Below are 13,436 nucleotides of genomic sequence, written 5' to 3' on the forward strand. Positions count from 1 at the left end.
TTTACAAACTGTCTGTTGTCGCTAAATTCTATTTCACTAATTTCTATTGCACTAAATAGGCTTAGCACTAAATATACTTAATTAATCGTGCATCACTAACGAGTATCTTCAGTTTAAGCGATCACTATTTAAATAAGTCATAACAGCTGCAATAAAAAGTGAGTCAATACGCCTAACCCTTGAGCATTTCGGCTAATTCAATCAAATCACTCACGATCAAATCAGGTTGAATTTCCCATGGGTCAAATATTTTACTGGGGCTTCGTTTTACCCATACAGCTTGTAAACCAGCCGATTTAGCGCCAATCACATCCCAAGGATTACTCGATACCATCATGCATGAGTTCATATCAGCTTGCATGCGCCTCATTAAATATTGGTAAACATCCGGATTGGGTTTGTAAGTCTGTAAATCGTCAACACTGATCACATGGTGTAAATGTGGCAAAATCTGCGAATTAGCCATTAACGTTCGCACAGACAATTCTGGTCCGTTAGAAAATGCCGCTATCTGATGACCTTGCTCTTTGAGTTTTTTAAGCCCAGGGATCACATCATCAAACGCGTTTAACTCAGCAAACTTTGCCATTAACTGCTGTTGCTCGGTAGACGTCAATGATATCTGATAAACATGTAAACAATATTGTAGCGCCTGTTGAGTACAAACAGTAAAGTCAGCATATTGCTGCATCAGCGCGCGTCTAAAGGTATATTCAACTTTCTTGTCGTGCCATAACTGGCCAAATTCAGAGGCTTTATCGCCAATAAGATTCTCAAGGTGCTGCCCCATATCAACTGGGTCGACAAGGGTGCCGTACACATCAAAACCAATAGAATAGTTCATCTGATATCCTGTATTTAGTAGGTTAACACTCAACATTTAGACGATGTAATGACTATAAACTAACTGTAACGAGTGTTCAATAACTATTTTGAGCGCTCATTCAATAATTATATTCAATCACATTAAAATGATAATTTGTATTGCAACTTTATCAGACACCAACAGCGCGGTATCATATTGTGATAGAGATAAATGTGATTGAGATAAATGAGGTTGATAAAATGGAATGTCCAAGCTGTAACAGTCAATTTGCCAGAAGAGCATTAAAAGTGGTGCGTAAAGGCGATAACGGTGTCGAAGCACAATGCCCAAAATGTAACACTTGGCTGATGTTTGAACCTAAAATGATGCGCATTAAAAACATCGGTATGTTGTTGCTATTGGTGTTTAGCGTTACCAATTTCTTTCTTGAAAACAGTGATTATCGCCTAATCTGTTCATTTGCCGCTTTTGCTGGTGCGTGTATAGCGTTATTTGGCGCGTTTAAAGGCAAAATGATTGTTGTTAAATCAAATGATAATAAGGAACCCGCATGAAAACGGTTGTTATCACTGGTGCAAACCGCGGCATAGGCTTATCGCTCGCGACAATATATGCGCAGCAAAATCAGGTTGTTTATGCGCTTTGTCGTCAATCATCAGTGGAACTTGCTGCCCTAGGTGACAATGTAAAAGTCATTGAAGGTGTTGATGTTACGCAAGATGCTGGCATTGAAATCATGCAAACCCGTTTACGTGGCGTAAACATTGATCTGTTAATTTGTAATGCAGGTATTTTACGCGACGAAAGACTTGATCACCTTAATCTCGATACCATACGACAACAATTTGAAGTCAACGCACTGGCGCCGCTCCGGGTTGTTGCATCTTTACAGTCACATTTAGTCAATGGTGCAAAAGTGGCGATGATCACTTCTCGGATGGGATCGATTACCGATAACAATTCAGGTGGTCGCTATGGCTATAGAATGTCTAAAGCCGCGTTAAATGCTGCGTCAATGTCGCTTAGCCATGATTTAGCACCAAGACAGATATCAGTAGGCATTTATCACCCAGGATATGTACAAACCGAGATGGTCAATTATGGCGGGGATATTTCAGCTATTGATTCAGCATCAAGATTAATCGGCTTAATTGATGCACTTTCGATGGAGACATCGGGTGTGTTCAAGCATTCTAATGGTCAAGATTTACCTTGGTAACATTGGTAACATTGGCAACATTGATATAAACCAGACATAAAAAACGCGAGCAAATGCTCGCGTTTGTGTATCTGAATGCTTAACATTCAGCAGGGCAGTTTACTGAGCTGCTTCTGCTTGAATTTGACCCACTAATAATACTGGCGCAGCATCAATGTCATCTGCGTCCATCATTGACGCAATTCGCTCAACCGCAGACAATAACTGGCTTTGCTCCCATTCTTCTAAGTTTTGGTAATGCTTAATAAAATGTTCTTGAAGCGGTTTAGGTGCGCTACTGAGTATTTCATTACCCGCATCGCTCAACGATAAATGCACTTTACGCTTGTCGGTTTCGCTACGCGTACGGATCACCAGATTTCGGCTTTCTAGTCGATCAATAATGGTGGTGACTGTAGCTGCGCTTAAATTAATTTCTTGGGCAATTTGTTTTGCTAATGGTGCGTCAAGCTCATGGATTTTCTTCATCACCATAAGTTGCGGCCCTGTTAAACCAGAGAGTTTATTCAATTGACGCGAGTGTATATCGATAGCTCTGATCACTCGGCGCAATGAAATTAATAATTGTTCGTACTTTTCCATAATGTCCTCTAGACCACAGAGTTAGCAATTTTGCCCGCACCTTAACAGATATAAGGTCATTACTCATGCGTAAAATCAAAAAAAGCAGAATAACAGCGAACCGTTATTCTGCTTATGTCGCGTAGATCAAATTACAGGTTAAATGTGCGCGAGACTGAAAGTACAGCGCGAGTATCACTTAAATCTGTATCCCAATCAGTATCTTCAACAGCAACGTTAAAATCAAAACCTTCCCAGCTTGTCATATACTCAGCTCGGTAATGGTTATAAGACTTGTCTTCGCCCCATGAAAATTTATCTTTATCAAGTGATGTTGAACGGTCAAAACTAACACGAATATCATGACCTTCTGTAATCGTAAATGTATGAGCAACCATAGCAATGTAATGGCCAGCATCTAAACCAAAGTAATCCCACGAGTACCAGAAGTTTAATTCACTTTGACCTAACGACGAGGTGTAGCCAAATTTAGTGTAGATTTCTGGGTAGTAATAATCATCTGATGCATCATCACCATGGTAAGTATAGTAAGCAATACCCGCATCTAACGACACGCGGTCATTCAGCTCAAAGTATTTACCGGCATAGAAATCTAGCTCTAGCCAGGTATCTTCGCCGCTACCGAAATCAACATTCGATGCCCAAGCACCAACATACCAACCGTCATCCATTGCATAATCAAGGCTAGCTTGTAGTGCCGGGTCATTGTCTGTTTGGCTTACACCATTAAAGGTGTAATCTGATGTTGCGTTAACTGTGGTGCTTAAATCTCCCGCCATCACTGATGTTGGTAGGGCAAATAAACTTAATAGCGCCAGTGTTTTAATTTTAGTGTTCATTATCATTCCTTGGGTATTATTATTATTAATTAATCCAGTAACTCAATTTTTGTAAAATCAATTTTGTTCGCTTTTGGCGAGCGTTCAATGTCTGCCACTTTAGTTAAGTGACCTTTTAAAATAAAGAAGAAACAACTTAATATTAGGCCGATGGCTAATGCTCCAACCCATTGAATTTCTAAGAAGTCTAACTTAAATAATAAGGTTAATCCGCTCAGTAACACAACATTACCTATGATATACGGCACTTTACCAAAACGCTCTACTGTGAGGTTTAAATTATCTGTGTATAAACGCACTAGTGAGTCTAATGAGTTAATCACAAACGTGATGCCCACGATGACCATAGCAAGGTTATAGAACCCTGAGGTGTCGATACCATTCGCGCTGTAGTAATAAAGTACAGTAAACCAGATTGCAATTGGGATAGACGGAAATACCATCATCGCCAGTAATACTTGATAGGTTTTCATGCCGCCAACAAAACGCGCAGTAAACTGACCAATCATAATACTCCAAGCAAACCACCAGAATAAGTAGAACTCGTGGTAATCATTCATGGGTAAGACAAACTCATGCATATTTGAAAAGTAGCTACCGATTAACGCAAAGGTAGTAAAGAATTCACCCACACTTGAATCGTCTGACAAAAATGCACCAGACCACATCAACGCGATTAAGCCAAAGAATAACCAGGTACTGCCTAAACTTAAGTAGCGTACATATTTAATGCTGGTGCTTGAATATACTGCAGCAGCAATTACCATAAATACAATGAGATAGAATGTACTCACAACCGATTCACCGTCACCTAAGTTAGGCAAATACCAAGGGAGATTTGTGAGCAGTAAGTATGCCGTAAACGCACAGGTACCGATAATAACCAGGTTATTAATAAACTTGATCAACGGAATTTCAAAATACTTCACTCTGGGTTCAATAACACAGAAATAGAAACAGGTTAAAAAGTAAAAAGCCCAAATTAAACAAGCCCAAAAACCAAACTCAATGGCGAGGGGATTAGTAAAACCATACTCAGGGCTGGCGGCTAGATCGGCATATCCCGCAAATTCAGTCAGCGGGAACATAATCAGTCCCACATCTAAACCAGAGGTAAAGAGAATCGCAATAAAAGTAAACTTACGTACAGGCGTCACACCAATACATTGCATATTACCCCAGCGATAAATCACAAATGCGATAGCGGCGAACGTAAATAAAATGCCTATTGATAACCAGGTCGTCATTACTTAACTCCTGATTTAATTGTGTGTGCAAACATGATGTTGGCTCCTTGTTGTATGTTTTATTTAATGCCATAGAACAATGTTTAAAGGCGGTTATGCCCTCAAGCCTTAAGTATCGCTGTCGATAGTTAAACCCTGATAGATTGAACATAGCTAAATTGGTCATTCACAAAATTGTAGGTTGACCAAAGACCTTTACCTCAAACCGTTGGATTAACTCAGCGATCTTTTTGGCGCTTTTACCCGCTGCTGAGATTGCCAATCATCGGCGATAGTTACCTTGGCAAAACTAGGCGCTAGCGTTTGTTTACCCAAAATAATGTCTGCTACACGCTCGGCCACCATAATCGTCGGCGAGTTTAAATTACCGTTTGGTATCGTCGGGAAAATCGACGAATCAACCACTCTTAAGCCTTTAATACCGTGCACTTTAGTGTCTGAATCGACAACCGCCATGGCATCTTCACCCATTTTGCATGAGCAAGAAGGGTGGTAGGCACTCTCAACTGAACTGCGCACAAACGCATCGATTTGTTCGTCGGTTTGTATGGCTAAGCCAGGTTGAATTTCTTCACCACGGTATTCATCTAATGCAGGTTGATTAATAATTTCACGCGTTAAGCGTACGCAAGCTCTAAAGCCTTCGATGTCATCTTGATGCGATAAATAATTAAACTGAATTTGTGGCGCAACCTTGGCATCTTTAGAGACAACGGTCACTGCACCGCGACTTTTTGGCTTGTTATGGCCAATGTGAACTTGAAATCCGTGACCGGCAAACGCTTCTTTACCGTCATAACGCATTGCTGCAGGTAAAAAGTGGTATTGCAAATCTGGCCACTCTAAACCGGGTTTTGAGCGGATAAAGCCACAAGATTCAAAATGGTTTGTCGCACCTAAGCCTGATTTATCTAAAATCCAACGGGTACCAATGAATAGCTTATTAAGTGGGTCTAACTTTCCGTTGAGTGAAATAGGCTGTAAGCACTTAAATTGGAAATAAAACTCTAAATGATCTTGAAGATTTTGACCGACACCAGGTAAGTGGTGAACGGTTTCAATTCCTGCGTCGGCTAAGATTTGCTTATCGCCAATACCAGACAATTGTAAAATGTGTGGCGAACCGATAGAGCCTGCAGACAACACCACTTCTTTATTGCAGTGCACATCAATCATTTGGCCTTTACGCTCGTAACGCACGCCAACGGCTGTTTTGTCTTGCATAATGACGTTATGCACTAACGCATGAGTCACTACGGTTAAATTGTCGCGTTTCATCGCCGGACGAAGATAAGCGTTAGCAGTAGACCAGCGAACGCCATTTTTAACCGTCATGTGCATTGGGCCAAAGCCTTCTTGCTGACTGGCATTATAATCACTCGTCGCTAAGTATCCGGCATCGACACCTGCATCCACAAAAGCTTGATACAACGGGTTTTTCATTTCGTTACCGTTGTTCACCGCTAAAGGTCCCGTGTCGCCGCGGTAAACATTGCCACCAAACGACCATGTTTCGGCTTTTTTGAAATACGGTAAACAATGGGCGTAGTTCCAATCTTTTGCACCATGTTGCTGCCACTCGTCAAAATCACGTGCATGACCACGTACATACACCATGCCGTTAATTGACGATGAGCCGCCCAACACTTTACCGCGAGGACAATGCATACGACGGTTATCTAGATGTGGCTCGGCTTGTGTTTCAAACTGCCATGCATACTTTTTAGTATTCATCGGGATTGAAAGGGCGGTTGGCATTTGGATAAAAATACTCTTATCACTACCACCAGTTTCTAAAATTAATACTTTATTGTCTGGATTTTCGGTTAAGCGGTTGGCTAATACACAACCTGCGCTACCAGCACCAACAATAATATAATCGTATTCATGAGACATTTGCGTAGACATTAATTGGGTCACTCCTAAAATGGGCTTTCAAGTGACTGCATACCCACGTAAACCGCTTTAATTTGGGTATACGCTTTTAAGGTTTCAGAGCCATTCTCACGACCAATACCAGACATCTTGTAACCACCCACTGGCATTTCTGCTGGCGATGCACCATAGGCGTTTATCCAGCAAATACCGGCTTGCATTTGGTGAATTACACGGTGAGCGCGAGTAATGTCCTGGGTAAATACGCCAGCGGCTAAACCTAAGTGAGTGTTATTGGCTCGCTGAATCACTTCATCTTCATCATCAAAGGTAAAGACTGACATTACCGGGCCAAAAATCTCTTCTTTAGCAATGGTCATGTCATCAGTGCAATCAGTAAAGACAGTAGGAGCAACAAAGAACCCATGAGGTGCATTATCAGGGCTTAATGCCACACCACCGGTTAATAAGGTGGCCCCTTCTTTTTTACCAATAGCGATATACTCAAGCACTTTTTGTTGATGTGCTCGTGAGATTAATGCGCCAAAATTGGTTTCTGCATCCATCGGATCGCCACAAACAATATTATTTTCAGTGCGTTGCTTTAAGCGCTCAATAAATTGTGGGTACATGTTTTTTTGCACAAATACGCGTGTGCCATTAGTACACACTTCACCCTGGGTATAAAAGTTCGCCAACATGGCTGCTGATACCGCATTTTCAACATCGGCATCATCAAAGATGATTAACGGTGATTTACCGCCAAGCTCCATGGTCACTTCTTTTAAGGTACTTGATGCTGCAGCCATCACTTTGGTGCCTGTGCCGACTTCGCCAGTAAATGAGACTTTGGCAATATCGTCATGAGTCGTTAACCAGGCACCTACACGGCCATCGCCTTGAACAACGTTAAACACACCATCGGGTACGCCTGCTTGAGTGAATATTTCTGCTAAACGCATTGCACCGCGAGGCGTTTCTTCAGAAGGTTTAAAAATCATTACATTGCCACACGCTAGCGCAGGGGCGGCTTTCCAGCATGCAATTTGTAATGGATAGTTCCATGCGCCAATGCCAGCACAAATGCCTAACGGCTCACGGCGAGTGTAGTAAAAGTCATCACCAATAGATTGTTGATTACCTTCAATGCTAGGCGCTAAACCTGCAAAAAACTCGATTGAATCGGCGCCGGTAACGACATCAACAACCGAGGCTTCTTGCCAGGGCTTACCAGTGTCAAGCACTTCACCTGCGGCAAGCTCGTCGTTGTGTTCACGAAGTAGGGCTACTGCTTTTAATAAAATTCGGCTACGTTCCATCGGTGTCATCTTTGACCAAACGGCAAAACCTGTTTTGGCACTCTCTATTGCGGCGTGTTGTACCGCTTCTGTCGCGACTTCTACTAAATAACTTACGCTGCCTGTTGCAGGGTTAACGACTTCGAAGGTTTCTCCGCTGCCATTAGATATGTACTTACCATGAACGTAATTTTGGTATGTGATTAACGCTGACATTCAATTTCTCCGTGTTGCACGATCACAGCCTCTATAAAGGCTTTAGATAAAATTTGGGCTTGCTTAAAATCTTCTACAGGGCTGTGGCTTAACGCACTGCGTAACCAAAACCCGTCGATAATTGCCGCAGTTTGTTTGGCGGCATTAATCGCGTCTGTTTTGGGTAATAATTGTTTAAATGAATAAAGCAGGTTGCTGTATAGGCGCTGATTATTGATGTATTGCAGCCTGGCCAGTCCTGGGTCGTGCATGGCTTGAGACCAAAAACTTAACCACGTTTTTGTTGCCGCACTTGATCGTTGAAGTTCAGTAAAGTTAGCTTCAACTATCATTGATAATCGTGCCATTGGGGTTAATGTTTTGCCTGACGTTCTGGTCAGTAAGGCTTGCTTCAATTCTTCTAATAAGAATTTTTGCGTGGCTTCAATTAACCCTTGCTTGCCACCAAAGTAGTGGCTGATGATCCCTGATGACATACCCGCTAAACCACTGATCGTATTAATTGTGGTGTGCTGTAATCCATGACGTTCGACTGACATTAACGTGGCATCTATGAGCTGCTGTTGTCTGACGTTTTTCATTGCTGGTCTTGACATTAGTGACATCCTTTTTTGGCTGAAACGTTATTAATTGAACGTTCAATTAATAACAATACTAATGATTAGACCTCTAATTATCAAGCGGTTGTTTGATATAGATCACTATAACCGCGTCATTTTATTGCTAGGTGATTGAGTTGGGTTACTATAAGTAATTGTTATATATGAATTATTAGTTTTAGCGGCTATTTGTGACGTTATTGTCGGTTTTTATTAATTATTGCAGCTGTAATGATTTTTCTGTTCAAATAATCGACCAGACTCACGCTTGTGGCATGTTAATACGATGAGGCACACGCTATACCACGCTTGTTTATAAGTGGTTTTCATATAACAGGCTTGTCCTGCAAGCCAACCATAAGCTCATTCGTTAACGCTGATAACGTCAAGCCTCACTAAAATCAAAATCGTGCCTCAAACAAGATTGTATGAAGACACTGTGATGTAAGAATCAAAATAACAAAAAAGTATTTGGCATATGCTATTAATGAGTATATAAATAGCATATGCCATTTACTTGTGTGCGTAATCTAAAAAGGATTGGGTAACTGGTACCAAAAAATATTAATTATCGCAGTGAATTAACTGCAAGAGAGGACATAATGATTACAGTCATACCTATTAAAGATGAGCATATTGCTAACCATTTTAGCAAAGCAGAGAGTTTCATTATGGTTAATGAACAAGCCAGTATTGTTGCGCGATTTGATAATCCGGCATTGAGCGATGGCTGTGAAGGTAAACGTAAGTTAGTTGAACTTATCAAAGCCCATGGCGCGACCCGAGTGATTATGAGAAATATTGGCCAACAATTGTTGTCTAAGTTACTTAACCAACAACTCGATGTTTTTCATGCCAAAAATGGTCGTACAGAGATTGCTTATTTTGCCAACGAACACTTAGCTGAATGTGAACCATACCTTGATGCATCGCAGGGCAGACCTTCAACTAAGCATATCGCTAAACAAGGTAAAGGCGGATGTTGCGATCATAACCATGGTGAAAGTGGTTGTCATGGTGGACATTGTGATTCTCATGAACATGGCGAAAGTGATATAGACTTAAGCGAACCCATGCATATCAAGCGCTGTTGCCAGAAAAAACATTCGTTATTACGTGCGAATTAAACGACTCAAGTGAAAGTCTTAGTTGAGCGCTTGAGTAGAGCATCTGAGCTGAGCTGCCAGAGTGTTGAATCCAGAAGTGAAGTGGCTAGAATTTAGAATTTAGTGTTTAGTGTTAGAGTTAGGTGCTTGATCTGAATGTGAGAGTTAACACCGTAGTTAAAAGTAATACTTTATTCGTTAAGCGCTCACATTGCAGCAGAAGTATCACGCAAGCTTACAGCTTTAAACCGTATCGTTGTAATTTACGATATAAGGTTCGCACGCTGACATTGAGTATGATGGCCAATTCGGCGGGCGAACCTGTAAATTGTAGACACACTTGCGATAAATACTCGGATTCAAGATCATCTAAACTCATCATTTTCGTCTCAGTGAGATTAACTGCACTAGCATCAAAGCCTGGTGTATGTTGAGTCGCTGCTTTGCTGGCGGTTGCATTGATGCTTTCAGGTAAATCACTACTGTGGATCAAATCTTCATTAGCAATCAGCGCAGACTGTTCAATAATATTTCTTAGTTCGCGAATATTACCCGGGAACGAGTAACTGCTAAGGAGTTGTAACGCATTGGCTGAAAACTTTTTGTGTTTATAGTCTGACAACTTCATAAAATGATTGATCAAGGTTGGAATGTCATCTTGTCGCTCACGCAATGAGGGTAGGTATATTGGGAAACCAGCGATGCGATAATACAAATCTCGTCTAAATTCACCTTTATCCACCAATTCAAGTAAGTTTTTATGACTGGCACTGACTAATCTAAAATCAGATCGTTTTTGCTTTAAGCCACCTACCGCTCGATAACATTGTGTTTCGAGTAACCTCAATAACTTAACTTGCATGTTCATGGGGACATCACCAATCTCATCAAAAAAAACTGTCCCACCATGGGCAATTTCAATGAGTCCTTTTTTACTGGTGGTCGCGCCAGTAAAAGCCCCTTTTTCAAAACCAAATAGCTCACTTTCAAATAGATTTTCGCTCAGTCCGGTACATTCAATGACCACAAATGGTTTGTCGCTTCTATTACTGGCTTGGTGTACGGCTTTTGCGACTAACTCTTTACCCGCACCTGTTTCACCTTGCAGCAATACAGCGATGTTTGATTGCGATGCTCGGTTGATTTTATTGAGCATTTGTTTAAACGGAGCCGATTGGCCCACCATGGTGTCTTTTTTTGATTCAGTTGATGCATAGTCAATGGAATCTAAAATCTCAAGAAAGCCCATGATCATGCCTGCATCATCTTTAATGGGCTTCATTAAAATGTCGCAATACGATTTACCTTGAGCAGTACTGTGTATGTGAACGGCGTTTGCTGCGCGCGTTGTTTTTTGGCACTGCTGTAACGGACATTCCTCGCCATGTTTGTCACAAGGTTCATCGCTGTGATGAGATATTTGATGACAACGACTTTTACCTAACGTTACCTCTGTATCATAGGTTTCAATATACGCTTGGTTTACGGCATGGATAATATAATCGGGGGTGATGAATATGGCCGGCTTATCTATTGCGTTGATCATCGATTGTACAACGGTAGTATTTTTCATTGTGCTAGCTCTCATAAACATGCGCGCTAAATTAGCTGTCATTAATGCCACCAAAAATGACAGTGTGTGACATTTTTGTCAACAAGATACGTCGCGGACATTAAATCAATAACGACTATTTAGCCTATAGCGCTATAAAATAGGCTTTTTATTTTATTTTGCGACATGGCACAAAGTTTGTAAGTAGATCCTTGAATATCTCAAGACCGCATCTGGTCCCAAGAGGAAAAGGAACAAAAATAATGAACGCAACAAAGACTCCTAATATTTTATTTGTTAAAACCCTAGCCATAAGCAGTATTGCACTTTTATCTTGTGTCAGTTCCATGGTCAATGCACAACCATTAACCGAACAACAACTTGAGCAAGAAGCCAATCAAAAAATTGCCCAATTTAGTCAGGCATTAAAAGGGCAGCTACAAGCTGCTATTAAGCAAGGTGGACTTCCTGCCGGTGTGTCTGTGTGCAAGTCAGTTGCCCCTAGCATTGCTGCTGAAAACTCTAAAGACGGTTGGACACTCAAACGAACCAGTTTGCGCGTGCGTAATAGTGATAACACACCAGATGCCTGGGAGTTGGCACAGTTAACGCAATTTGAACAAACAAAAGCCGCAGGCAAGCAAGCCGCTGATGCCCCAATTGTTGCGAGTGAATACATTGTTAACGGTGACACGACTGAGTTTCGTTATATGAAAGCCATTCCAACACAAGAACTGTGTTTAGGCTGCCATGGCAGTAACATTACTCCAGAGCTAAGCACGCTAATTAAACAAGCTTATCCAGACGATAAAGCCATAAACTTTGAATTAGGCGACTTACGCGGTGCATTTTCATTACAAAAGGTCATCAGCAGTACAGAACAATTGAAAACCATAAGTGGCAAACCTTAAGGTGAGCGTATGGTGGGTTATGTTAATGGCGTATTAATGGGTAATCTCTATTAGCCAACGCAACCCCGCGATATCACATATTCTGCGGCCGAAGGGCCTTTGTTGCGACCCTCGCCGCAGTTTACTATTTTGTTTTCAGTTAACATTATGCTGTAGTTAATAACCGCCTTGATATGTCGCTAAATAAAGGCTGAATTAGGGTTTTATCTAACAAAAATGCAATGCTTTTTGTTGGGAGTTAATTGTTCATGAGTAAAATCCGCATCGATCCCTTCTATCACCCAAGCAGTCACTCTGTGAGTTATGTGGTGACCGATCTTGCTTCGCGTCAAAGCGCCATTATTGACCCTGTGTTAGATTTTGATATTGCCTCGGGTAAAATAACGACTGTGTTAGCAGACAGTATGATTGACTATCTAGACAGTAATGGCTACGAGCTTGAATGGATTTTAGAAACCCACGCTCATTGCGATCATATTTCTGCTGCATGTTATATCAAACAGAAACGCGGTGGTTCTACTGGTATCGGCGAGCACATCACTAAAGTGCAACATATGTTTAAGCGGATCCTTAACCTGGATGACAGCTTTCATTGTAATGGTGAACAGTTTGACCAGTTGTTTGTTGATGAAGAGCTGATTAAGTTAGGTCACTTAGATGTACACATCATGCATACTCCAGGGCATACACCTGCATGCGTGAGTTACCTTATCGAAGATGCCGTATTTGTTGGTGATGTTATTGCTTCACCCGACATTGGTACCGTGAGTGCTGATTTCCCCAACAGCAGTGCAGCGACGTTATACCACTCCATTCAAAAAATATTAGCCTTGCCTAATAGCACCCGGGTATTTGTTGGTCATCAGCCGCAAACTGCGTGGACACAAAGCAACATAGTTGAAACCTCAATCCTGGCTCAAAAGCGCACTAATCGGGTTGTAGGCGGTAAAATAAGTTTGGATGAGTTTATTCAATTGCACCAAGAGCAACATCAAGGTACATCGATGCCATCATTGTTATTACCTGCAATACAACTCAACATTAGGGCAGGACACTTACCGCCCCCAGAAGGTGAAGATAATTACTTTCTAAAAATTCCGCTTAATCAATGGTAACAATGTACTGCTAAGCATTAAGCATTAAGCATTAAGCATTAAGCATTAAGC

At 41.4% G+C, this 13,436-nt stretch carries 13 protein-coding genes; 5 read left to right on the top strand and 8 right to left on the bottom strand.

From position 1 onward, the window contains the following. Nucleotides 1-172: 172 nt before the first annotated feature. A complete protein-coding gene (locus AC19MX_RS07775; RefSeq protein WP_498297459.1) occupies nucleotides 173-844 on the bottom strand; it encodes a haloacid dehalogenase type II in 672 nt (223 codons plus the stop codon). Nucleotides 845-1,038: 194 nt separating this feature from the next. On the opposite strand from AC19MX_RS07775, the gene AC19MX_RS07780 reads away from it, so the two are divergent. Beyond that, complete coding sequence (locus AC19MX_RS07780; RefSeq protein ID WP_498297461.1) at nucleotides 1,039-1,380, top strand: zinc ribbon domain-containing protein; 342 nt, start codon at nucleotides 1,039-1,041, stop codon at nucleotides 1,378-1,380. After that, nucleotides 1,377-2,045 (top strand): SDR family oxidoreductase, encoded by a 669-nt coding sequence (locus AC19MX_RS07785; protein ID WP_498297463.1) that lies wholly within the window; start codon nucleotides 1,377-1,379, stop codon nucleotides 2,043-2,045. The genes AC19MX_RS07780 and AC19MX_RS07785 overlap by 4 nt, the downstream gene beginning before the upstream one ends. Nucleotides 2,046-2,144: 99 nt before the next feature. On the opposite strand, the gene AC19MX_RS07790 is transcribed toward AC19MX_RS07785, so the two are convergent. The 6 genes from AC19MX_RS07790 to betI form a co-directional block, all read right to left on the bottom strand. Then, nucleotides 2,145-2,627 (bottom strand): MarR family winged helix-turn-helix transcriptional regulator, encoded by a 483-nt coding sequence (locus AC19MX_RS07790; protein ID WP_432401905.1) that lies wholly within the window; start codon nucleotides 2,625-2,627, stop codon nucleotides 2,145-2,147. Between the two features lie 131 nt (nucleotides 2,628-2,758). Continuing rightward, the gene (locus tag AC19MX_RS07795) at nucleotides 2,759-3,466 is read right to left on the bottom strand and encodes a TorF family putative porin (protein ID WP_498297465.1); all 708 of its coding nucleotides are present in this window, start codon (nucleotides 3,464-3,466) and stop codon (nucleotides 2,759-2,761) included. A gap of 29 nt (nucleotides 3,467-3,495) precedes the next feature. Further along, complete coding sequence (locus tag AC19MX_RS07800; protein ID WP_498297467.1) at nucleotides 3,496-4,713, bottom strand: BCCT family transporter; 1,218 nt, start codon at nucleotides 4,711-4,713, stop codon at nucleotides 3,496-3,498. Between the two features lie 213 nt (nucleotides 4,714-4,926). Then, nucleotides 4,927-6,609 (bottom strand): choline dehydrogenase, encoded by a 1,683-nt coding sequence (gene betA, locus AC19MX_RS07805; protein ID WP_498297523.1) that lies wholly within the window; start codon nucleotides 6,607-6,609, stop codon nucleotides 4,927-4,929. Between the two features lie 26 nt (nucleotides 6,610-6,635). Continuing rightward, entirely contained in the window at nucleotides 6,636-8,102 is a 1,467-nt protein-coding gene (gene betB / locus AC19MX_RS07810) for a betaine-aldehyde dehydrogenase (protein ID WP_498297469.1), read from the bottom strand. After that, nucleotides 8,090-8,698, bottom strand: a complete 609-nt coding sequence (betI, locus tag AC19MX_RS07815) for a transcriptional regulator BetI (RefSeq protein ID WP_432401897.1) — start codon at nucleotides 8,696-8,698, stop codon at nucleotides 8,090-8,092. Before betI ends, betB begins: the two co-directional genes overlap by 13 nt. Nucleotides 8,699-9,303: 605 nt before the next feature. On the opposite strand from betI, the gene AC19MX_RS07820 reads away from it, so the two are divergent. Further along, a complete protein-coding gene (locus AC19MX_RS07820) occupies nucleotides 9,304-9,828 on the top strand; it encodes a NifB/NifX family molybdenum-iron cluster-binding protein (RefSeq protein WP_498297471.1) in 525 nt (174 codons plus the stop codon). 214 nt (nucleotides 9,829-10,042) lie between these two features. Here AC19MX_RS07820 and AC19MX_RS07825 read toward each other — a convergent pair whose 3' ends face one another. Continuing rightward, nucleotides 10,043-11,380, bottom strand: a complete 1,338-nt coding sequence (locus tag AC19MX_RS07825; RefSeq protein ID WP_498297473.1) for a sigma-54 interaction domain-containing protein — start codon at nucleotides 11,378-11,380, stop codon at nucleotides 10,043-10,045. A gap of 242 nt (nucleotides 11,381-11,622) precedes the next feature. On the opposite strand from AC19MX_RS07825, the gene AC19MX_RS07830 reads away from it, so the two are divergent. Beyond that, the gene (locus AC19MX_RS07830; RefSeq protein WP_498297475.1) at nucleotides 11,623-12,270 is read left to right on the top strand and encodes a Tll0287-like domain-containing protein; all 648 of its coding nucleotides are present in this window, start codon (nucleotides 11,623-11,625) and stop codon (nucleotides 12,268-12,270) included. A 248-nt stretch (nucleotides 12,271-12,518) separates the two neighbouring features. Next, nucleotides 12,519-13,385, top strand: a complete 867-nt coding sequence (locus AC19MX_RS07835) for an MBL fold metallo-hydrolase (RefSeq protein WP_432401889.1) — start codon at nucleotides 12,519-12,521, stop codon at nucleotides 13,383-13,385. The last annotated feature ends 51 nt before the right edge of the window (nucleotides 13,386-13,436 follow it).

It is taken from the genome of Shewanella sp. MF05956, from assembly GCF_059758055.1.